The sequence below is a fragment of the Dolomitihabitans soli genome (genome assembly GCF_022213955.1).
GTDB lineage: Bacteria > Actinomycetota > Actinomycetes > Streptosporangiales > Streptosporangiaceae > Streptosporangium_A > Streptosporangium_A soli.
The window spans coordinates 1-20,459 of sequence record NZ_JAKNTW010000030.1 but is presented as its reverse complement, the minus strand read 5'-3'; the positions used below and the strand labels follow the sequence as shown (position 1 = coordinate 20,459).

General features: G+C 69.6%; 19 protein-coding genes and 1 pseudogene. 7 read left to right on the top strand and 13 right to left on the bottom strand.

What is annotated here, in order from left to right; genetic code table 11:
- Positions 1-148 precede the first annotated feature (148 nt).
- Positions 149-1,000 (bottom strand): alpha/beta fold hydrolase, encoded by an 852-nt coding sequence (locus tag MBA17_RS38725; RefSeq protein ID WP_238502643.1) that lies wholly within the window; start codon positions 998-1,000, stop codon positions 149-151.
- A gap of 78 nt (positions 1,001-1,078) precedes the next feature.
- Between MBA17_RS38725 and MBA17_RS38720 the strand changes: the two genes are divergently transcribed.
- Entirely contained in the window at positions 1,079-1,963 is an 885-nt protein-coding gene (locus MBA17_RS38720) for an AraC family transcriptional regulator (protein ID WP_238502641.1), read from the top strand.
- A 194-nt stretch (positions 1,964-2,157) separates the two neighbouring features.
- Here MBA17_RS38720 and MBA17_RS38715 read toward each other — a convergent pair whose 3' ends face one another.
- Positions 2,158-2,301 carry a hypothetical protein gene (locus MBA17_RS38715; RefSeq protein ID WP_238502639.1) on the bottom strand — a complete coding sequence of 48 codons (144 nt, stop codon included), beginning with the start codon at positions 2,299-2,301 and terminating at the stop codon, positions 2,158-2,160.
- Between the two features lie 286 nt (positions 2,302-2,587).
- On the opposite strand from MBA17_RS38715, the gene MBA17_RS38710 reads away from it, so the two are divergent.
- From MBA17_RS38710 to MBA17_RS38700, 3 genes are all read left to right on the top strand, one after another.
- Entirely contained in the window at positions 2,588-4,330 is a 1,743-nt protein-coding gene (locus tag MBA17_RS38710) for a pyruvate dehydrogenase (RefSeq protein ID WP_238502637.1), read from the top strand.
- A gap of 405 nt (positions 4,331-4,735) precedes the next feature.
- Positions 4,736-5,725 carry a GlxA family transcriptional regulator gene (locus tag MBA17_RS38705; RefSeq protein ID WP_238502635.1) on the top strand — a complete coding sequence of 330 codons (990 nt, stop codon included), beginning with the start codon at positions 4,736-4,738 and terminating at the stop codon, positions 5,723-5,725.
- A 76-nt stretch (positions 5,726-5,801) separates the two neighbouring features.
- The gene (locus MBA17_RS38700; protein WP_238502634.1) at positions 5,802-6,431 is read left to right on the top strand and encodes a DJ-1/PfpI family protein; all 630 of its coding nucleotides are present in this window, start codon (positions 5,802-5,804) and stop codon (positions 6,429-6,431) included.
- A 376-nt stretch (positions 6,432-6,807) separates the two neighbouring features.
- Here the strand turns inward: MBA17_RS38700 and MBA17_RS38695 are convergent, their stop codons facing one another.
- Positions 6,808-7,698: an aminoglycoside phosphotransferase family protein gene (locus MBA17_RS38695; RefSeq protein WP_238502729.1), complete on the bottom strand. Its 891-nt coding sequence runs from the start codon at positions 7,696-7,698 to the stop codon at positions 6,808-6,810.
- A 9-nt stretch (positions 7,699-7,707) separates the two neighbouring features.
- Here MBA17_RS38695 and MBA17_RS38690 point away from each other — a divergent pair, with 9 nt between their 5' ends.
- A complete protein-coding gene (locus MBA17_RS38690; protein WP_238502633.1) occupies positions 7,708-7,926 on the top strand; it encodes an NAD(P)H-binding protein in 219 nt (72 codons plus the stop codon).
- Here MBA17_RS38690 and MBA17_RS38685 read toward each other — a convergent pair whose 3' ends face one another.
- The 3 genes and pseudogenes from MBA17_RS38685 to MBA17_RS38675 all read right to left on the bottom strand — a co-directional run bounded on the left by MBA17_RS38685 (position 7,927) and on the right by MBA17_RS38675 (position 8,995).
- On the bottom strand, positions 7,927-8,244 hold the full coding sequence (locus MBA17_RS38685; protein WP_238502632.1) for a hypothetical protein: 318 nt from the start codon (positions 8,242-8,244) through the stop codon (positions 7,927-7,929). It abuts the gene before it with no gap.
- Positions 8,245-8,246: 2 nt separating this feature from the next.
- A pseudogene (locus MBA17_RS38680) lies at positions 8,247-8,390 on the bottom strand (argininosuccinate synthase); the annotation flags it as partial.
- A 143-nt stretch (positions 8,391-8,533) separates the two neighbouring features.
- Entirely contained in the window at positions 8,534-8,995 is a 462-nt protein-coding gene (locus tag MBA17_RS38675) for an SRPBCC family protein (protein WP_238502631.1), read from the bottom strand.
- A 173-nt stretch (positions 8,996-9,168) separates the two neighbouring features.
- On the opposite strand from MBA17_RS38675, the gene MBA17_RS38670 reads away from it, so the two are divergent.
- Together MBA17_RS38670 and MBA17_RS38665 are read left to right on the top strand one after the other, a co-directional pair.
- Entirely contained in the window at positions 9,169-9,429 is a 261-nt protein-coding gene (locus MBA17_RS38670) for a hypothetical protein (protein WP_238502630.1), read from the top strand.
- A gap of 104 nt (positions 9,430-9,533) precedes the next feature.
- On the top strand, positions 9,534-10,442 hold the full coding sequence (locus tag MBA17_RS38665) for a thiopeptide-type bacteriocin biosynthesis protein (protein ID WP_238502629.1): 909 nt from the start codon (positions 9,534-9,536) through the stop codon (positions 10,440-10,442).
- A 114-nt stretch (positions 10,443-10,556) separates the two neighbouring features.
- Here MBA17_RS38665 and MBA17_RS38660 read toward each other — a convergent pair whose 3' ends face one another.
- From MBA17_RS38660 to MBA17_RS38630, 7 genes are all read right to left on the bottom strand, one after another.
- The gene (locus MBA17_RS38660) at positions 10,557-13,754 is read right to left on the bottom strand and encodes an AfsR/SARP family transcriptional regulator (RefSeq protein WP_238502628.1); all 3,198 of its coding nucleotides are present in this window, start codon (positions 13,752-13,754) and stop codon (positions 10,557-10,559) included.
- A 475-nt stretch (positions 13,755-14,229) separates the two neighbouring features.
- Positions 14,230-15,882 carry an ABC transporter ATP-binding protein gene (locus tag MBA17_RS38655; protein WP_238502627.1) on the bottom strand — a complete coding sequence of 551 codons (1,653 nt, stop codon included), beginning with the start codon at positions 15,880-15,882 and terminating at the stop codon, positions 14,230-14,232.
- A gap of 152 nt (positions 15,883-16,034) precedes the next feature.
- On the bottom strand, positions 16,035-17,498 hold the full coding sequence (locus MBA17_RS38650; RefSeq protein WP_238502626.1) for an alpha/beta hydrolase family protein: 1,464 nt from the start codon (positions 17,496-17,498) through the stop codon (positions 16,035-16,037).
- Entirely contained in the window at positions 17,491-18,267 is a 777-nt protein-coding gene (locus MBA17_RS38645) for a hypothetical protein (RefSeq protein WP_238502625.1), read from the bottom strand. Before MBA17_RS38645 ends, MBA17_RS38650 begins: the two co-directional genes overlap by 8 nt.
- On the bottom strand, positions 18,257-18,469 hold the full coding sequence (gene adfB, locus MBA17_RS38640; protein ID WP_238502624.1) for an actinodefensin-associated protein B: 213 nt from the start codon (positions 18,467-18,469) through the stop codon (positions 18,257-18,259). Before adfB ends, MBA17_RS38645 begins: the two co-directional genes overlap by 11 nt.
- Entirely contained in the window at positions 18,466-19,827 is a 1,362-nt protein-coding gene (locus tag MBA17_RS38635) for a hypothetical protein (RefSeq protein ID WP_238502622.1), read from the bottom strand. Before MBA17_RS38635 ends, adfB begins: the two co-directional genes overlap by 4 nt.
- A gap of 95 nt (positions 19,828-19,922) precedes the next feature.
- On the bottom strand, positions 19,923-20,318 hold the full coding sequence (locus MBA17_RS38630; RefSeq protein WP_238502620.1) for a lasso peptide biosynthesis protein: 396 nt from the start codon (positions 20,316-20,318) through the stop codon (positions 19,923-19,925).
- Positions 20,319-20,459 lie beyond the last annotated feature (141 nt).

The window sequence follows — 20,459 nt, the reverse complement described above, 5'->3', positions numbered from 1 at the left end:
GACGACCTTCCTGTGATGAGTTTTCAGCCGGCGGGTCGGGATCGCCCGCGACCCGTGGAAGGTGCCGGGCCGTACTCGCCCTTGGCGCAGGTCGTGCGCATGCTGGACATCGTGGCGTCCGGGCCGGTCCCGATCGCCGCTTCCGAGGTCATCCGCCATCCGCCGGACGTGTCGTCGACGAGGCGGCGTGGATCTCGGCGAAGGCCAGCAGGGGTGTGGCGGTCCGCTGCGGATCCTCCAGGATGGGCGAGTGCCCGAGACCGGGCAGCAGCTCGACCCTCGCGCCGGGAACGGCGTGGTAATCGGCGGCGGACGAGGAGCGCCATCTCCGGTCGTCCTCACCGAAGATCACCAGCAGCGGCTTGCCGAGGACCGCCAGCCGCTCCGGGAGCGCCTGCTGCTTCAGGTAGCCGGTTGTGGCCTGCATCGTCATGGTGAGCGTGTGGTAGGTCATGGCGCGCACCTCGTCCAGGAGCTGTTGCGGGATCTGGTAGCCGGCGCGACTGAAACCGGTGCTCGCGAACTGGCGGATCTGCTCGTCGGTCGGCGGCCACTGCGTGGGGTCGATGGCGGCGGACCCCGCCGCGATGAAGGCGTCCAGGCTGGGTCCGGTGTTGATGAGCACGAGCGCAGTCACCAGATCGGGTCGTCGCTCGGCGAGGGCGGTGGCGACCACGCCGCCGCTGGAATGGCCGACGAATATGGCGTGCTCGACGCCGAGCCGGTCAAGTGCCTGTCCGACCCGGCGTGCCTGGTCCGGGGTCGCGTAGCTGTGGCCGTCCGGTTTGGCCGATCGGCCGTGCCCGAGCAGGTCGATCCGGATGACGCGATGGGATCCGGTCAGCAGCGGAACCAGCGCGTCCCACGAGCGTGCCGAGGAGGCGGACCCGTGGACGAGGACGAGTGCGGGGGCATCGTGGGGGCCGTCCTGGCACACGTAGACGTCGCCGTCGTCCAGGGCCAGGGTCGAACCGTCCGTGGTGCCGTCAGGAATGGTCATGAGCCCACTGTCGCCGCCGGTGCGCGCCGGTGGATTGGACAAATGTTCCCCTCGCTTCGGCTCCTCTAGCATGGGAGCATGCGGTCCACTGTGCGCGAACGTGACGATGCCGTTGTGTGGGACGTCGAATCCTCAGTGCGGCGCAGCCGGGTGACGGGTGTCACCATGGCCGGCTTCCTTGACCGGGGCATGGCTCCGGAGGGTCACAGGATGATTCCGCACCCGGCCGTGACGCTGGTTCTGGACTTGAGGGCCGGCCCGCCCGTCGTTGAGGACGTCGCCGGGCGGCAGCACCGGGGAAGTCTTGTCGCCGGGCTCGGGCTCAGCGGCGCGGTGTGGGTGCGAGGCCAGGACATCGCGTGTGTTCAGGTGCGCCTGTCCCCCGTGGTCGCCCGCGCGATTCTGGGCGTCGGCCCGGCCGAGCTGGACGGCTGCGTGGCGACGCTGGACGACCTGTGGGGCAGGCAGGCGTCCCGGATCAGCGAGCAACTGGGCGAGGTCTCCTCCTGGCAGGATCGCTTCGCGTTGATCGAGGCGTTGTTCGCCCGCCGGTGTGAGGCGGGGTCGCCGGTCGAGCCGGAGGTGGCCTGGGCCTGGCATCGGATCGTGGGCAGCCGCGGCCTGGTTCGGGTGGAGCGGCTGGCGGCCGAGCTCGGATGGAGCCGCAAGCGCCTGTGGTCGCGATTCCACGCGCAGATCGGCCTGCCGCCCAAGCGCGCCGCGAAACTGGTCCGCTTCGACCATGCCGCCCACCGCCTGGCCACGGGGCACGACGCGGCCGGGGTCGCGGCGGACGGCGGCTACGCCGACCAGTCCCACCTGCATCGGGACGTCATGGAGTTCGCCGGGGTAACCCCCGCGGCCGTGGCCCACGAGCCGTTTCTGGCGGTTGACGACGTCGCCTGGCCCAGCCACGGAACACCCGACCAGCCCGGCGCTGCCGATCGAGCGCACGTGGCGTGACCGCCCTGCGCGAGGGGACCCGCCCTGCGCGAGGGGACGGACGTCGGCCGCGGATCTACGGCGGCGGGGTGGATCGGTGGCGCCCCATGATGGTGTGCCACCGGTCGAGGCGCCCCGGGCTGAAACGCCCGAGGCGACCCGGCCGGTAGTACCCCCTTCTGCTCCTGTCAGCGGCCCGCGACCAGCCGAACACATCACATCGACCATTCGTCTGCGACACGCATTGCGGCCGGCCGGTTCAGCTTGGCCCGGATGCCCTCCACCTGCCCCGATGCGGTGCCCAGCCCGGCCACTTGGCAGATGCGCTTGCAGAGCAGCGGGCCGTCCGCGGTCGTCACGGTCTTCAGGAGAAGCTGGTAGTCGGCGGGGAGTTCGCCGACGCCGGAGGGCTGGCGCCGGCGGAAACGGGAACGCTAGCACAGCAGCGGGCCGTCCGCGGTCGTCATGGTCTTCAGGAGGAGTTGGTGGTCGGCGGGGAGTTCGCCGACGCCGGAGGGCTGGTGCCGGCGGAAACGGGAACGCTAGGGGAATCCAGCCGGACAAGGCGATTCGATGGAGATTCGGCCGATCAGGGACGGGGGTCCGCAGGTCGGCCGGGGTTCGAGCAGACGGGGGCGTCGGGATATGGCCAAGCAGAGCGTCGCGGAGCAGTTCGTCGACATCCTTGCGCGAGCCGGGGTCGAGCGGTTGTACGGCGTTGTCGGTGACAGCCTTAATCCCGTCACCGACGCCATGCGCCGCCATCCGGCGATCGAGTGGGTGCAGGTGCGGCACGAGGAGGTTGGAGCGTTCGCGGCAGGTGCGGAAGCGCAGCTCACCGGGCGTCTGGGCGCGTGTGCGGGCAGCTGCGGCCCAGGTCATCTGCATTTGATCAACGGGTTGTTCGACGCGCAGCGCAGCATGGCACCGGTGCTGGCGCTGGCCGCCCACATCCCCAGCGCCGAGATCGGCACCTCGTTCTTCCAGGAGACCCACCCGGACCGGTTGTTCGCCGAGTGCAGCCACTACTCCGAGCTGATCTCACATCCGGAACAGATGCCGCGCATCCTGCAGACCGCCATCCAGCACGCGATCGGTCGCTCGGGCGTCGCGGTCGTCAGCATGTCGGGAGACATCGCCGGCCAGGACGCGCCGCAGCGGACCGTCGAACCAGCTCTGCTCACCCAGCGGCCGGCCGTACGGCCCGGTGAGGCCGAGATCGCCGAGCTGGCCCGGCTGGTCGACCAGGCCGAGAAGGTGACCCTGTTCTGCGGCAGCGGCACGGCCGGCTCCCACGAGCAGGTCATGGCCTTCGCCCAACGCGTCAAGGCACCGGTCGGACACGCGCTGCGCGGCAAGGAATGGATCCAGTACGACAACCCATTCGACGTCGGCATGTCCGGCCTGATCGGCTACGGCGCCGCCTACGACGCGATGCACGAAGCGGACCTGCTCATCCTGCTCGGCACCGACTTTCCCTACACCGCCTTCCTGCCCGACGACGTGCGCATCGTCCAGGTCGACATCCGCCCCGAGAACCTGGGCCGCCGCTGCAAACTGGACCTGGCCGTCTGGGGCGACGTCCGCGAGACCCTGCGCGCGCTGACGCCGCAAGTGCGGGAGAAGAGTGACCGCCGCTTCCTGGACCGGATGCTCAAGAAGCATGCCGACGCCCTGGAGGGCGCCGTCGCCGCCTACACCCGCGACGTCGAGCAGCACCGGCCGATCCATCCCGAATACGTCGCTTCCCTGCTGGACGGCGAGGCCGCTGAGGATGCGATCTTCACCGTCGACACCGGGATGTGCACCGTCTGGGCGGCCCGTTACCTGTCCCCGAACGGTCGGCGACGCCTGCTCGGCTCCTTCTCCCACGGGTCGATGGCCAACGCCATGCCCCAAGCCATCGGCGCGCAACTGACCGACCGCAGCCGGCAGGTCATCTCCCTGTCCGGTGACGGCGGATTCTCCATGCTGATGGGCGACCTGCTCACGCTGACGCAGTACGACCTGCCGGTCAAGATCGTGCTGTTCGACAACTCCGCACTCGGCATGGTCGATCTGGAGATGATGGTCGCCGGCTTCCCGCCGTACGGCACGACTTACCCGCCGACCGACTACGCGGCGATCGCCCGCGCGGCCGGAGTTCACGGCATACGGGTCGACGATCCACGAGATGTGCGAGACGCGCTGCGCCAGACGCTGGAGCACGACGGACCGGCCCTCCTCGATCTCGTCACCGACCCCAACGCCCTGTCCATGCCCCCACACATCACCGGACAGCAACTGGCCGGCTTCGCCACCACGACCAGCAAGATCGTGCTCAGCGGCGGCGTGGGCCGCATGATCCAACTCGCCCGCTCAAATCTGCGCAACATCCCGCGCCCGTGACTTCGACGTGTACACGCCGACCTGGTACGCGACGCCTTGGGCCGAGGCCATCGGCTGACGCAGGCGGGCGCCATACCGCCAAGATGCGCTGGAACGGCGAGGACGCCTGGATCTGGTCGAACCAGCGTGTCCACGAGGCTCTGGTCGACATGGAGACCTTCGAGCAGGTCCAGGAGATCATGGCGGGCAGGGGGCGAGGCCCGGCGCTCCCCAAGCCGCACATGGTGAGAACCGCAGCAGGTCGTAGGCGCGGACTTGGTTGGTCACCAGCGACCCCGCCACCCGGACCATGTCCCGACCACTGCGCTCGCCGCGCGGTCCCGTGCATGCCCGGGGGAACGGGTGGCAGGATCCGAGGGGTGCCCGTCGTTGCGGACACGTCCGGAGGTCTCGGATACTCGTGGCATGGCAGCGAGCGGTATACGGGACGTGGTGATCGCACTCTACGACGACATCCAGCTCCTCGACGTGGCCGGACCGGTCGATGTGTTCGACACGGTCGGCAAGATCACCGGCCGGGGAGCGTACCGCGTGGTCACCGCCTCTCTCGGAGGCCGGGACGTGATCACCTCGTCGCGGGTGCGGATCGGGGTGACGGCCGACCTCGCCCGGATCGCCGAGCCGCCGCACACCCTGCTGGTGGTCGGCGGCTGGGGCGCTGAGGCGGCGGCCCGAGACGAGGAGCTGCTGGGACACCTGCGACGGCTGGCGGACGGGGCGCAGCGGGTCGCCTCGGTGTGCACGGGGGCGTTCCTGCTCGGAGCCGTCGGGCTGCTGGACGGCAGACGGGCCACCACCCACTGGTCCCGGTGCGCGCAGCTCGCGGAGAGCTACCCGAACACCCGGGTGGAGCCGGACGCGATCTTCGTGCGGGACGGGAGGATCATGACGGCCGCCGGGGTCACCTCCGGCATCGACCTGGCGCTCGCCCTCGTCGAAGAGGACCACGACGCCGACCTGGCCCGCGCGGTCGGCAAGGCGCTCGTGGTCTTCCTGCGCCGCCCCGGCGGCCAGTCGCAGTTCAGCGCGTGGACCCAGGTCCGCAGGGTGGGGGACAACACCCTGCGCGACCTGCTCGACCACATCGCCGCCAACCTCACAGACGACCTGTCCGTGCCCGCCATGGCGCGGCGGGCCGGGATGAGCGAGCGGCACTTCGCCCGCAAGTTCACCCGGGCGGTCGGCACATCGCCCGGGCGCTACGTGGAACGCGCCCGCGTGGAGGCCGCGCGGGCGTTGCTGGAGTCCGGGGCCGACAGCGTCGAGACGGTCGCGCGGCACTGCGGATTCGGCACGTCCGAGACGATGCGGCGGATGTTCCTGCGCGAGATCGGCGTCCCGCCCGGCGCCTACCGCGACAGGTTCCACGCCACCGGCATCCTGTCCGCCGTCTAGCGCCACACCCCATCAGAACGCGCCACCGGCCCCAGCGGGTCCGCGGGCGATCCGACCATTCCAGAAAGGGACCACCATGGAGATCGCATTCGCCCTGTATCCGGGCATGACGGCACTCGACTTCACCGGCCCGCACGAGACGCTCGTCCACATCCCCGGCATCACCGCCCGCTATCTGGCGGCCCGGCCCGGGCCGGTGCGCTGCGACTCCGGCCTGGAGGTCACCGCCACGGGCGTGTTCGGCGACCTGCCGCGGCCGGACGTCATCGTGGTGCCCGGCTCGGGGCAGTGGCGGCGGGTGCTGGAGGAGGAGGTCGACCTGGTCGCCTGGCTGGCCGCGGCCCACCCGCACACCGTCTGGACGACGTCCGTGTGCACCGGCTCGACCCTGCTGGCCAAGGCGGGCATCCTGGACGGCAGGCCCGCGACCACGCACTGGGGCGCGCGCGAGGACCTGCGGGCACTGGGAGCCGAGGTCAGCACCGACCGGGTCGTGGTCGGCGACCGCGTCATCACCGCCGCCGGGGTGTCGGCCGGCATCGACATGGGACTCACCCTCGTCGCCCGGCTCCGGGACGACGACACGGCGAGAGCCGTACAGCTGTTCATCGAGTACGCCCCCGAGCCGCCGTTCGACTCGGGCACGCTGGAGACGGCCCCGCCGTCCGTCGTGCAGCGCCTGACCACGCTGCTCGCCGAAGCCTGAGGCGCGGATCCCGCAGCCTTTCGCCCTCCGGGTCCGGGGCGGGGACTGCGAAGAGCTCCTGCGGTGCGGTCACTGCCGCAGCCGGCAGCCGCTCCATCGTGATGCGGGAGCGTTTCCATAAGAGCAAGATCCGATCGATGCCGTGTGCGGTCGTATGGGCCGGGCCCCGGCGAGCTGGGCGCGCCGGGGCGGGGGTTGAGCGACGTCGGACGTCAGCCCTGGAACTCCCGGCTCTTCACGCCGTAGAACGTGGCGTTGTGCGGGCCAGGGCCTCGATGCCGAGCTCCAATTCAGGTGCGTCCGACCTCGCGGCGGTTGGTCCTCGGGGACCCCCCGTCCGCGTCAGCGGCCGGCTCGACGCGGACGACAGGCGGCATCACCCGGCCGATGCCAGGATGCGGTCGAGGGTGCGGCGCCCCATCGCGCTCATCGCCGGGTTGCTGTCGACGTAGTACCAGACGGCGCCCATCGCTTGCATGAGGGCCCAGGCCATGCCGCGCTCCCATTCCAGGCCGTCGCAGGCCAGGGACCGACGGAGCACCTCCCGCGGACCGGGCCGCAGCAGGTGCCATGCGCTGACCAGGTCCAGCGCAGGATCGGCCGGGCCGAAGCCGCCTCCGTCGAGGACTCCGCTGAGGCGGCCGGCCGAGACCAGCACATTGCCGGGGATCAGGTCGCCGTGGCTCATCACGTCCGCGCCGTTGCGCGCCAGCCGCCGGAGCCGGTTCCACAGGCGGCGAAGCCGCGGCACATCCAGCAGCCCCTCGCTTTCCTGGAAGCACTTGTCCATCCACGCGTCGTGGTGCGTGAGATCGCCGCCGCGGCCCTGGCCGCTGAACCGCCGGCCGCGGGTGTCGGCCCCCCGCAGTGCGGCGATGAAGGTCGCAAGATCTTCCGCGAAGACCTCCGCCCCGCTCGGATCGGCGTCCGTGGCGGCGATCCCCGGCAGCCACGTCTGGACCGACCACGGCATGGGGTAGCCCGCGCCGGGCTCCCCGAGGGCCACGGGTTCGGGGGTGGGGAACGGCGAGATCTGTGTCAGCTCCGCGCTCGCGCAGGCTTCCCGCTCCAGAGCCGACCGCGTGGTGTCTGCATCGGCCAGGCGCAGCGGGAAGCGCGCCGCGAGACCGTCCCCGATGCGGACGATCGTGTTGACCGTTCCGGTCGACCGCAGCGGGCGGATGTCCATGCCGCTCCACTGCGGGAACTGCTCGTGCACCAGGGTGGCGGCCTGCTCGGCGGTCACGTCCACCTGGTCGTCGTGCATGGTCACGTCGTGCGCCCTTTCGTCGGCCATTCGTGGGTGGGGACGTGCCCGCTCGACTGGACGATCGTGCGCCCGCCGCGCCTGCTCGACACTCCGGCGCGCGGGGACCACCGCACGCGGGTCGACGGCGCGGTGCGCGGCGGCTCCACCATCGCCCGCGCCGACGCCGTGCTCCGCGTCCTGCCCGACTCAGGCGCCCACCGCCACACCGGCGACGTGGCCTACTGATCAGCGTGGGCGGCTGAGGGCGGCCTCGGCCAGATCCGTCCATTTCTCGGCCGAGGAGTGGGGCACGACCACCCAGTCCTTTATCGCCCTGCCCCGCCCCGAGGGGTCAAACAGGGACGCACCAGCCAGCTGGAGCGCGGTTGTGTGTTCGGGGGTGTCCCTGACCAGCCGGAACACCATCGCGCCATCGCGCTGCAGGCTCGCGAACACCTTCCCCGCCTGATCTTTGAGCGCGGGACTCCCCATCATCCTGGAGATCCCTACACCCAGGTCGGCCAGCTCGGCGCCGACCTGCTTGAAATCCTCTTCCGCGCTCATCGTCAGTCGGTCCCAAACTCCATGGCGGCGTGGTCGAGCAGTTCGTCGTGGTCGGGGCTCTTCCCGCGTGACGCGATCGCTTCGGCCCCGCCTTCCGGCAGCACGGCGATCAGGCTAGTCGTCCTGGCGGCACCGATCAAGGCCGGCTCCGCCTCGATCTCGCGCACGCGTACTCGCTCTGCCACCCGGACAGGGTGACGGCCACACGCCGCCAGGCACAGCACCGAGACAGCGCGTCACCTCACGACAGGGCAAACGTTGCCTGACGCGGCATCAGCGAGGGCGAGGGCTACTGCTCCGTGTAGGCGGCGAGGTTCGTCAGGGAAGAGGCGAGCCCCTCGGCGTGGTCTTCCGCGGAGATGCCGTCGGGGACGTCCCCGGCAACGATGTCGACGCGCGTCCCCGCTTCGACAGCGGTGACTTCCCAGGTCATGGTCATCGTGCCGGCGTAGGCAGGATCGTCGGAGACGAAGTCCACCGCCTGCACGACCCGCACGCCGGGGACAATGTCGACGAAGCGAGCCTCGACGATGTCGGAATCCACGGTCGCCTTGCCGGGCGCGCCAGACGCGTCGGAATAGGTCAGCACCAACCGGTACGACCCGCCCGGCCGGGCCTCGAATCGCTCGAACCTGCCAGTCATCCCGGCAGGAGGGAGCCATGCCATGAGCGCCTCGCGATCGACGAGTGCGGCCCAGACGCGATCGGGTGGCGCAGCGATCACCCGCGACGCCCTGTCCGTACGTGGCATGGCGCGACCCTAACACCCTCGCGTGCCTCTACATCCCGGCCCGCTCTGTCGCTGGGGCAGGCTACGGTCCACCCATGAACGATTATCGGATTCGAAGCAGCTTCCCGCCCTCGGGCGAGGTGACTCTCGGTGGCGCGCTGTTTCCTGTTCAGGGGTGGTAGCGGCGGGCGGCGGTGTCCGCGCTGACGTCGAGCACGCGCCCTCGCCAAAGCGCTCGTTCAGAGAGTTCGCCGGGCTCGCAGTCAGGTGACGTCACCCAACTGTTCGGCCAGCCGCTCCAGGCCATCCTTGATGAGCTGCCCATATTCGTCATCGCCAAGCGCGCCGATCTCGGCCCGAGCCTGCTGCAGGTGCTCACGGGCGCGACCGAGATCGCCCAGTTTGGTTCAGGTGATGCCCGTGCCTATAGCTGGCGGCTCACCAGACGCATGTAGGGAGCATGTACTGGAGTTATTCCGGCGCTCGCTACATTCCCGTCATTCGTGGTGACCGGTTGATCTGCCGGTCGCGGTGGCAGGGACGAGGCAGGGAGTGTGCCGTGCGGGTGGCCGACACGCGGTCGTGGATCAGCGCCCACGTCTTCTATGACGGCGACCTCGATCTCGTCATCACGGATCTGCTGGCCACGGTGCAGGACCGTCTCGATCACGTTGCCGCCGGCGGGGGCCTGTTCTTCCTGCGGCACTGGGAAGGTGGACCGCACCTGCGGATTCGTGCCCTGGTCGCTCCGGGACGTACGGACGACGTACGGCGGATCATGTCCGGGGCCATCACGGACTTCCTGAGCCGCCTCCCCGCACCCACCCGGGGAACCCAGGCGGACTACGACCTCTACGCGCCCTCGATGGCGGCACTGGAGCAGATGCCGTCGTACGAACGCCACCGCCGGCCCAACAACTCCTTCGCGTTCATCCCGTACCGGCCGGAGACCCACAAGTACGGCACGGGCGCTTCCCTGCACGCCGCCGAGGACCACTTCGTCCACTGCAGCGGAGCGGTACGGCGGCTACTGGCGACGGAGCCCTCCGGCAACCGGCGCAGTACGGCCGCGTTCACCGCGCTCGCCGTGAATCGGTGGATCGCCTCGCGCGGCACCGGGTGGCCGGAGCCCGAAACGCCCTCATGGCCACCTGGCGGGGAGGCCGAGGGCGAGGCCGCGGCCTGGTACGAAAGCCAGCGACACACCCTGCTCGCCATCGCGGAACGGACGCGGGCGCTGGCCGCGGACCCGCCGGGGGAGCCGTTGGGATTCGCCGGCGCCCTCGCGGCCTCCGCCACGGCGCTGGCCGGCCGGATCGGGGAGCCCAACGCCGTGCGGGATGTCCTCGACATGTGTGCCCACCTGACCTGCAATCGCCTCGGTGTGAGCCTGACCGAAGAGTCCTACCTTCGCGATCTGGCCGACCGGGCCTTCGCCGAGCTCGCCCGCGAGGAGGCGGCCGCATGACGATGGCCGGCGGGCACAGCGTGCACATTCACCACTACGGCGACGCGACCGGACCGCCGACCGTCAGATGGCGGTCATCCACGGCGACGTGTCGCCGATGAGCCTGGCTGCCCTTCACACGAGCCGGGCGTCCAGCGTTCTCACGCCATCCTCGTGCGAGATCCCGCGGAACAGTTCGCGGGCCTCTTCCCAGACGGCCCTGGCCGTGCTGTGGTCGCCGGCGGCGCCGTGGGCGTCGCCGAGGGCGCGGAGCGTCCGCGCCAGGTAGGGGATCGAGCCGCGGGTTCGCCACACCCGGACGGAGCGTTCGAGGGTGGCGATGGCGGCGGGCAGGTCTCCTTCGGCCAGGCTCAACTGCCCGAGAACGCTGAGCGCGTCGGCGAGATAATGGCCGAAGTTGCCGTCCTCGCTGTAGGCCAGCGTCAGTTCGGCGGTCGCCCTGGCCCGCTCGTCCCCGACCATGACGAACAGCTTCGAGAGGTAGAGCAGCGAGAACGTCTCCAGATAGCGGTAGTTCAACCGCCGTGCCATTCCCAGGGACCTCTCCAGCAGTTCCTGGCCGCCCGTGGTGTCACCGCAGAACGATTTCGCCGCGCCGAGGAACTGGGTGATCGTCGTGGTGTAGTGAGGGTTGCCGAGCGCCTCGGCGACCTTCGTCGCCTGCTTCAGGACCGTGAGCGCCCCTTGAGGGTCGTCCTCGCCGTGGATGATCGCCATCACGTGATAGGCCCGCGCCTGGCCGCCGAGGTAGTCCGCGTCGGCGGCCGTCCGCAGGGCGTGCTCCGCCAGGGCCAGCGCTTGTGCACCGATTCCGTCGGCCGTCATGCTCCAGGCCAGGGTCGCCAAGGCATCGGCCATTCCGACCGGATCGTTCAGCATGGTGAACAGGTCGAGGAGCTGCGAAGCGCCGGCCCGCATCCGTGTCATCGCCGGTCCGGGGCCCGCCGGTGAGTTCCAGGTGGTGACCTCCAGGAGGCCGCGCATCAGCACGGCCTCGCCGCGCTTGTCGCCGGTCTCACGGCAGAGCGCGAGCGCCTGCTCGTGCATGCGCTGCCAGCCGTCATACAAGCCGCGCACGTTGAGGTACGTCTCGGTGGACCCCGCGAGGTCCCATGCGAGTTGGGTCAGGCGCGCCTCGCACGCTTGGGCGACCCCCGCCATCAGCGCGGCGTGCTCAGCGCCGAACCAGGCCATCGGGTCGGCCAGCAGCGGGCCGGAAACCGCCGCAGGCAGCCGCCAGCGCGGCGCACAGCTGTGCATGAGCGCGTAGCAGGGGCCCGGGATGTGCTCCGCCGCGACCTCCGCCAGTGCCAGCCACGCACCCAGGGCCCGCCCGAGCGCGGCCTGCCGCTCGGGTTCGGAATCCTCGCGCTGCGCCCGCTCACGCGCGTACAACCGGATCAGGTCGTGGAACCGATACCTGAGCCTGCCCGTCTCGTCCGTCCCGGTGAGGTTCAGCAGATGAGCGTCGACCAGGGATTCGATCTCGTGTTCCGCCTGCCGTACCGGCACGTCCAGGAGGGCCGCCACCGCCCAGGAGGCGAAATCGGGCGCGTCGAGCAGTCCGGCCAGCCGGAAGGCCCGCTGCGCGCCCGCGGGAAGCGTCCGGTAGCTCATCTCGAATCCCGCGCGGATGTCGAGGTCGCCCGCCACAAGTTCGTCCAGCCGGTGCCGCTCCTCCCCGAGGACGCCGGCGAGGTGGGACAGACTCCACTGCCTTCTGCCGAGGAGCCTGGCCGCCGAGATGCGGACCGCGAGCGGCACCCGGCCGCACAACCGGGTGATCTCCAGAGCCGCGTCCGGGTCGTCCTGGACGCGTTCGTCGCCGACGATCCTTCTCAGCAGGCCCATGGCCTGGGCCGACGGCAGGACGTCGAGTTCCAGCAGGCTCGCGCCCTCGAGACCGACCAGCCGGACACGTCCGGTGAGGAGCACGGCCGTGCCGGGAGCCCCGGGCAGGAGCGGCCGCACCTGCTCCTCCCCGGCGACATTGTCGAGCAGAATGAGAATTCTGCGTCCGGCCAGGCAACTCCGGTAGAACGCCACGCGTTCTTCCAGGGATTCGGGTATGCCGGTGGCGCTGTTGCCCAGTGCGAACAGGAACCGGCTGAGCACGTCCTCCGGGCGGGCAGGGTCGGCGGAGGCGCCGCTCAGGTCCGCATAGAGCTGGCCGTCGGGAAAGCGATCCGCGATCCGGTGCGCGACGTGCACGGCGAGCGTGGTCTTACCCAGGCCCCCCAGACCCGCGATACTGGCCATGGCGACGGTGCCCGGCCGTGGCTTGGTGAGGACCTCGGTGAGGTCTGCCACCTCGCCGTCCCTGCCCGTGAAATCCGCGATGTCCGGCGGTAACTCGGCGGGGGTGGGGGCCGTTTGAGCTTCAGGCATCGGGGTCGTGGCATGGACGGGACTGTCGGCGGACAGGGCACGTATGTGGGCGTGCCGCACCTTCTCGCTCGGCTCGATGTCCAGTTCATCCGGCAGGCGCGCAGCAAGGTCACGGTGGGCCGGCGTGTACGGGCCCGGCCCCACAGGGGAGCCCGTGATCGTCGCCATGACGCGAGGAACGAGATCGAGTGAGGGGTCCTGAGTGAGGATTCTCTGATGCATGTCGTGCAGCTCTTCGGCCGGGTCCAGACCGGTCTCCGCGATCAGGGTCTTGCGGGCACGCGTGTATTCGGCGAGCGCGTCCGCCCGCCGGCCACAGCGGTACAGCGCCAGCATCAGCTGCGCGCGCAGCCGCTCCCGGAGTGGGTACTCGCTGGTGAGCGCGGTCAGCTCGCCCAACAGCCCGGCGTGGCGTCCCAGCCTCAGGTCGACGGCGATCCGCGACTGCAGGACCGACAGGCGGACCTCGTCCAGCCGTGCGGCCTCCGCGGCCAGCATCGGGACATCGGTCATGCCGGCGAACGCGGGCCCGCGCCAGAGACTCAGCGCCTCGTGCAGGCGTTGGGTCGCCACCTCCGGCTCACCGGCGGCCTCCACCGCCTGCCCTGAGCCGGCCAGGTTCTCGAACCTCGCCGCATCCAGCTCGTCCCGGACCACCGGCACCAGATAGCCGGAGCCCTGCCGCACGACGCGAGCCGGGTCGCCCAGGTGCCGCCGGAGCCGGTGGACGTAGGTCTGCACATTCTTGGTGGCGCTCTTCGGAGGGGTGTTCCCCCAGAGTGCCACGGCCAGTTGATCTTCCGAAACAGGGTTACCCGCTTGGCACAGCAGAACCGCCAACAGCACCCGCGCCTTAGGCGTGCCGAGATCGAGCTGCTCACCCTCTCGCCACACCGTCAGCAGACCTAATATCCCAAATTTCATCGTGCCCCCTTGGCTGGACGCACTGTAAACCTGGACGGCCTGTTCCGGTGGTCCACTAGATGAAGAAACGATTGCGAACGCTTCTCGCCCGGCCCTCGACCCCCGACGGCATCGGTGTCGAACGCGCCTGGCCTGAGCTAAGCGCGAGCGGCCATGGCGCGGGCGTTGACGCCTCCAGGCCGCCCGTCCGGTCGCAGGATCGTATAGGCGACGCAGCCAGGGGACACACAAAGGGCCGTACGGCCCGGTTCATGCATGAGAGGCGGCCGCTCCTAGGAGCGCCACTAGCTCAGACACGACGAAAGGTGCATGGGCGCATTCCATCGTCAGCTGGCGTGATCCGGGGGAAACCGGCGGACTGCCCATGCGCGCCGCTGCTCTTTTACCTCCGAACGAACGGCGGTCGCCGATTCGGCAGGTTGACTTCAACCAAACTTGAGGTTTCACGGTTTAAGGGACACCGCTGGTGTGGTGTTCAGGCTGGCGTGGCGTCGAGATACCCCGCCGCTTGGGTGAGGAAGAGGTCGGCATAGCGGCCCTGGGTACGCATGAGTTGGGTGTGCGTACCGTGCTCGATGACGCGGCCGGAATCGAGGACGTAGATGCGGTCGGCGCTGCGGACGCTGGAGAAGCGGTGAGAGATGAGTAGGACGGTGCGGCCAGCGAAGAGATGACGGATGCGGGCGAAGAGGTCGGCTTCGGCTTGGGGGTCCAGGGCGGCGGTGGGCTCGTCGAGGATGACGAAGGGGGCATCGCGGTAGAAGGCGCGGGCGATGGCGAGTTTCTGCCACTGGCCACCGGAAAGGTCGGTGCCATCGGTGAATTCGCGACCGAGGACGGTGTGGTAGCCGTCGGGGAGGCTCTCCAACAAGGTGGCGACGCCGGCGGATTCGGCGGCGTGTCTGATGCGGCTGTGGTGGGGTTGGTCGTCGACGCGACCGAAAGCGATGTTGTCGTGGGCGGTGAGCTTGTAGTGGACGAAGTCCTGGAACACCACGGCGCAGCCGTGGCGCAGTCGGTGCAGGTCGGTGGCAGGGTGGCCGTCGCGGACCAGCGTCCCGCCAGTGGGCGCGTACAGGCCGGCGAGTAGCTTCGCAAGGGTGGTCTTCCCGGAGCCGTTGGCTCCGACGAGGGCGATGATTTCGCCTTGGTGGAGTGAGATATCGATACCGTGGAGCGAGGGGCGGTCGGCGCCGGGGTACGTGAAGGTCAGGTCGTGCGCACGGAGCGTCCTGAATGGGCGTACAGGTTCGGCGAGTCCGGGGAGTGGCTCGACGGCTGCGGCTGTGAAGTTGTGCAGGTCTTTGAGGAAGTAAAGGGACTGGCCCACGTCGTTGATCATCTGACTGGCCATTCCCATGCGGCTCGACAGCAACCAGAGTCCGACCAGGCCGGTGGAGCCGGCTGCCAGGGACACCATTCCGGTGTTCACCAACGCCCAGACGGAGGCGATGACACCCACGATCAGGGCGCCGGACAAGAGTTTGGCGCGGATCTCCCGTCCCGCATGAGTGCGGATCAGGCGGGCCATGCCGTTCAACTCCTGGGCGTATTCGCTGTCCCAGCGGGTGTGGAGGGTGGTGCCGAGGTTCAGGGCCCGGATCTCCTTGGCCTCGTCCCGGCGGGTGAGCAGCTGCTCCAAGTACTGGCGGCGGCGGTGGTTCTCGGCCAGGGAGTGGTGCATTGTGTACACGGCGTTGCGTCGGTCCTTGGCTGCCTTGAACAGCGGCAACGCGCAGAGGGTCGCCAGGGGGAGCAGCCACCAGGCCATGGTGATGAACACGCCCGCTATGGCCACCACGGTCAGCACCGCCTGCAGCATCGCGACCAGCATCATGACCACCTTGGCCGGCTCGCGCCGCGAGGCGTGTACCGCGCGCTGTAGCCGGTCGTGGAAGTCCGGGTCCTCGAATTCCAACAGCTCGGTGTGGGCGGCGGTACGTAACACCAGTGAGATGACGTGCCGGTCCACCCGATCGGTGAGGATCTGCTGCCGCATCCCACTGAGCGCCTGCAGGATGCCACCCACCGCACCGAGGGCGACCAGCACCATCAGCCCGGACACCAGCCTCCATAGGTCGACTCCGGCGCCGCCCCCCTTGGCGAGGGCCATCACGTCGTCCACCATGCCCCGCAACAACAGCAACGCACCGGCCAGGCCGACCGCGGTGGTCAGTTGAAGCCCCACCACGGTGAGGACACCGCGCCGGTCCGCCGCCCAGGACATGCGTACGGCGAGTACCGCCGCCCCGCACATGTCGCGGACGGTGAGCCTGGGCGTCACTGGGTCCACCGCTCGATCCAGTTGCGGTGCTCGGTGCTGAGGAACGCGATGTGTTCGGCGTAGTAGAACGCGTGGCCTGCGCCGGGGAGGAGGAGTAGGCGGGCGGTGCCGCCGTTGGCAACGATGGCCTTGTAGAGTTCGACGGATTGTTCGGGGGCGGTGGCGGGGTTGGTGTCGTTGGTGCCGTGGGCTAACAGCACCGGCCGATCCAGCTTGTGGGCGAACTCCAGGGCACTGAACGCTCGGTAGATGTCCGGGGCTTGCCACAAGTGGCGTTTCTCGTGTTGCCAGCCGGTCGGGGTGAGGGTGCGGTTGTAGCAGCCGCTGTGCACGATCGCTCCACGCAACTCAGGGACATGGGCGAGGGCATACAGGGCGAGGGTGGCGCTGAAGCTGTGCCCACCCACCAGCATCGGACCGTCCACGGTGGCCATCGCGGCGCGCACCGTGTCGATGATCTGCAGGTGCAGGGATTCCACTGTGGCGTCGGCCGGCCAGTGCAACGGCAATTCCAGGTGCGCGACCGCGTGTCCGGTATCCAGCAGGGGGGGCGCCGTTGCCGGGCTTCCAGGGCGGGCGTTGCGCAGCCACAACACTGCTGCCGGCTCTCCCGGGTGGTGCGTGAGCGAGGCCTGGTGGTACCCGGTATCGATACTGATGCCCGTTGGGTGGGTGGGTTCGGGGACCGGTGTCCCCTTCGACGGCGCCGGCTCGTGCGGAGCCTCCGCGACCGGACGAGGCGAGCCGGAGCCGTCGACCGATACGGTCAGGCTGGACCAGGACAGCCCGTCCTCGGAGGCGGGGTCATCCTCGGCGTACTCCAGATAGAGCTCGCCGTCCAGGGCGGCCAGACGCCGTACCACCAGTGGGTCGGTCAGTCCGATCGCCTGGCCGGTAACCGGATCCAGCGCCGCGGGCCGGGCAGCGATGAGCTCGGCGAGTTCGGGCAGGGTAGGCAGGAACTTCACGTACATCGGACCCGTCGCCTCCAGTGCCACCGGATTCCCGTGTGCCAGCGGGGTTTCTGCCGCTGGGGGCGACGGGAGGAGCAGGACGAGGCGGTCGTCCACCCAGGCATGGGGGGGCCATGCGTGGGAGGTCGCGGCCCGAATCTGGTCGAACACCGTGACAGTCTGGGTGGCGTAGTCGGCCACCCACGGGTGGGCATGCCGGTCCCGCACCACCAGCCCTGCGACGAGGGGCCGTTCGGGGTGCCAGGCCAGTCGTGCGGGCAGCACGTCGGTGAGGGGGAGGATCCAACCCGGCGACGTGCTGTGTGTGTGGATCTCGATGCGGGTCGGCCATGCCTGGTCTACTGCGAGCCCGGCCAGGTCCGGGTCCACCCGCAGTTCGCGCCAGTACGCGACGGCGGGATTCGCCTGCGAGATCGATGATCGGGCCGGAGTGGTCAGCCGCGCCCACGCGCCGTTCGGTGAGCTGTCCCTCCAGCTCCTAAGCATGTGCGGTGACCACGATCGAGTTGATCAGAGCCTTGACCGAGCCGATTCCAGAGACCGGTTCGCCGACGGGTTCGCCGGCGGCATCGAGGCCCTGCGCGCAGGGCACACCCATCTCCGCCATCGCTCCGGGTGCCGCATCATCGCGTCCGAGCACGGTTTCGGCGACCGCGTCGCGGCGGGCCGGTTCCATACCTGCCACAAGCTTCTTCAGTGCCCGGCAAGACGGGCAGGACGCGGAGGTGTAGAGCCGTACGCTGTACACCGCATCGGTGCGTTCCACGATCTGTTTTTCCTTTGCTGCTTCGATCGCGCGGGCACGGTGGTCCACTGCGAAGACCACACCCGTGATCAGGGCGGTTGCTGCTACCGCGAACCCGACGCGCAACGCCGTCTGGGCGCCGGGGCCCATCAGTAGAGCGATGACTGCCAGCAGCGCGCCGGCGGCGTTCATGAGGACGTGGGTGCGACCTACCGAGGCCAGCCGCGCCAGCCCGAAGCAGGCGCACTTCTGGCCGCGCAACGCTTGGGCTACGGCGGTCAGCGCCAGGTACGCCACCAGGCCACCCACCGCGGCAAGGCGGCCAGGCACGATGATGAGCAGCACCGCGCCGACCAGCTCGGCGGCGGCGACCAGTCGCGGGCCGTGAGGCGCCGCCAGGGGCCCGCTGCGGATCGGCCAGGACAGTTTCTCGGTCGGCGCCGCCAGCTTCGCCACACCGGAGACGACGAGGGGCCCGGCCAGGACCGCCACCAGCACATCAGCCGGCATCGCTCAGCACCACCCAACCGTCCGCGATCAGAACCTGGGCCAACTGCCCTTCCGGTACGCCGCCGGCCAGCAGTTCATTGATCGCCGCTGTCTGCGGCTCATCGCACTCGGCGATCGCCAGATTCACGCCGTTCACCAGAACCGCGCCGCCGTACGGCAATCGGGTCAGGGTTACCTGGGGCGCCAGTTTCACCGTGCTCATGCTTGACCTCGCATCCAGTGGCCGGTCCACACCAACCGCAGCAGGGCCAGGGCGTGCTCGCTCATCTGCCGAGGGTCGCGCAGTGCTGCGGCGACCTGCTCGGCCTCGATCAGGCCTGCCTTCGCCAGGGGGGAATCAGCGACAGACGCCGCCAGCTTGTCCCGCTGTGCATACAGGTGTTCCGCGGCGGCCAGGCGCAGCCAGTAACCGGGCGCCGCCCGCCGTACGCCGGTGACGCCATGCGCGTCGAGCGCCTGCCACAGCGGCAGGTTGTTCCGAAACACGCCACGCTCGATCCGGCCGATGTCGTCGGCTGAAAGCGCGGCCACCGTGGCGAGGACCTGCGGGTCGAGGGCCGGCAGCACCGCGCCGGCCCCCCCGCGCTCGGCCAAAGCGGCGTCGGCCTTGCCCAACACCGGCGGGAGAGACTTGATGTGTTCTTCCCACAGCGGAAGGCTCAACTGTCGCGCGATGCCGTATTCCTCCTGGCCCGCTTCGGTCAGACCAGGCACGAAGTTCGTTCCCGCCGGCACCGGTGCCGGCTGAGCACCGGGCTGCTGCTCCTCTGGTGGGCCCTCCACACCGGCCATGGGCGCATGCACGGTCTGTCCCTCCAGGAGCTTGCGCGCCTCGGCCAAGGTGGGCAGGGTTCCGGCCACGTGGAACGGCTCGCATTCGAGGAGCTTCTCGTCGCTGATCTCGGCTTCGGGCAACCGGATCGAGACCAGGTCCTCCAGCAGCGCCCCGGTTGCCAGCGGCAGTTCCACCGCCGCGGACAACTTCGCCACGAGGCGCCGGCGCACCTCCACCTCCGGCGTCGGGGGTCGTGGTACCTCGGTGGCGATCGGGTGATGGTCCAGCAACTCTGAGACATCCATCGGCACCCGTCGCAGCTTCAGGCCGGGTATCTCGGGCACCGGCAAGTGCGCGAAGGCCGCGCCCAGATCCGCGTGCACCAGTACCGGCCGCTTACCCGCCCGGTACGCCGCCACCGCCAGGAACGCCGAGGAAAGTCCACCGCTGTAGGCGATCCCGAACTCACCGTCCGGTAGCGCCGCACCGACCACGTCGATCAGATCCCTCTCGGGGCTGGGCGATCGTGGTGCCTGCCGCTCTACCCGCACCCCGGCGGCGTCCACCCGCACCACCGTGCCGGTCGTCAGCCGTTGAACCCCGGGCACACCCAGCGCGTCATCCGGCGCCGGTACGGTGCCGTGCACCAGCGCGAGCAGGTCCCACGCCTCCGGACCGGGAACCGCTGCGCCACCGGCAAAAGCGGCCAGATCCTCGCCCCACTCCAACCCCGAAGGATCGATCCGGTAATAGACCGGCAGCGTCGACGGCAGCTCCAGCGTCAATTCAAACGAATCCTTTGAATTGACGATTCGCAGCCCGGGAACCATCGTCCCCGGACCACTCGACCGCACCCCGCGCTTGGTAATTTCAACTCGGTTCATGCCCGATACACCTCTAGATACGTCTCCTTGACGGGAAGGGATGTACTCACCACTTCGCCGTCACACTCCACCCACGCGTAGAATCCTGCCGGTGGCATCGCCGGCACCGATTCCCGGCCGAGGTGGAACGAGGCCGGGAAACCCGACCCGCGCAGCCCTGCCGTCACATACAGCGCGTCCTCCACCGGATCCAAGAACCCAACACTGTTGCGCTGCTCCACCCGCAACGAGGCCACAACGTCGTCGACCCGCCGTGCCGGGCGCCCCGCTATCACCTGCGGCCACGATTCGATCCTGTACGCCCCCACGCCATCCCTTACCGACTCCAGAAACTCGCGCGCTTCCATCGCCGCCGTCCTCACCATTACTGAAACCCCTTCCCTTGCGCTCATGTCCAGTTTTGGAGCCGCAGCGCGGGCAGTCCAATCCTTCCAGGCGGGCAGTATTAGTGTGCGATTCATCTCGATTGCGCCGGGGGGGGGGGCGGGGGTTGGGGGCGGCCCCCCCCGCGGACTAAATTGGGCGGGGGGGCC

What these genes read in the sequence shown, in the direction of transcription:
- MBA17_RS38725 (WP_238502643.1), bottom strand. Translation starts at nt 1,000, where the DNA reads ATGACCATTCCTGACGGCACCACGGACGGTTCGACCCTGGCCCTGGAC.
- MBA17_RS38720 (WP_238502641.1), top strand. Translation starts at nt 1,079, where the DNA reads ATGCGGTCCACTGTGCGCGAACGTGACGATGCCGTTGTGTGGGACGTC.
- MBA17_RS38710 (WP_238502637.1), top strand. Translation starts at nt 2,588, where the DNA reads ATGGCCAAGCAGAGCGTCGCGGAGCAGTTCGTCGACATCCTTGCGCGA.
- MBA17_RS38705 (WP_238502635.1), top strand. Translation starts at nt 4,736, where the DNA reads ATGGCAGCGAGCGGTATACGGGACGTGGTGATCGCACTCTACGACGAC.
- MBA17_RS38700 (WP_238502634.1), top strand. Translation starts at nt 5,802, where the DNA reads ATGGAGATCGCATTCGCCCTGTATCCGGGCATGACGGCACTCGACTTC.
- MBA17_RS38695 (WP_238502729.1), bottom strand. Translation starts at nt 7,698, where the DNA reads ATGCACGACGACCAGGTGGACGTGACCGCCGAGCAGGCCGCCACCCTG.
- MBA17_RS38685 (WP_238502632.1), bottom strand. Translation starts at nt 8,244, where the DNA reads ATGAGCGCGGAAGAGGATTTCAAGCAGGTCGGCGCCGAGCTGGCCGAC.
- MBA17_RS38675 (WP_238502631.1), bottom strand. Translation starts at nt 8,995, where the DNA reads ATGCCACGTACGGACAGGGCGTCGCGGGTGATCGCTGCGCCACCCGAT.
- MBA17_RS38660 (WP_238502628.1), bottom strand. Translation starts at nt 13,754, where the DNA reads ATGAAATTTGGGATATTAGGTCTGCTGACGGTGTGGCGAGAGGGTGAG.
- MBA17_RS38655 (WP_238502627.1), bottom strand. Translation starts at nt 15,882, where the DNA reads ATGGTGGACGACGTGATGGCCCTCGCCAAGGGGGGCGGCGCCGGAGTC.
- MBA17_RS38650 (WP_238502626.1), bottom strand. Translation starts at nt 17,498, where the DNA reads ATGCTTAGGAGCTGGAGGGACAGCTCACCGAACGGCGCGTGGGCGCGG.
- MBA17_RS38645 (WP_238502625.1), bottom strand. Translation starts at nt 18,267, where the DNA reads ATGCCGGCTGATGTGCTGGTGGCGGTCCTGGCCGGGCCCCTCGTCGTC.
- adfB (WP_238502624.1), bottom strand. Translation starts at nt 18,469, where the DNA reads ATGAGCACGGTGAAACTGGCGCCCCAGGTAACCCTGACCCGATTGCCG.
- MBA17_RS38630 (WP_238502620.1), bottom strand. Translation starts at nt 20,318, where the DNA reads ATGAGCGCAAGGGAAGGGGTTTCAGTAATGGTGAGGACGGCGGCGATG.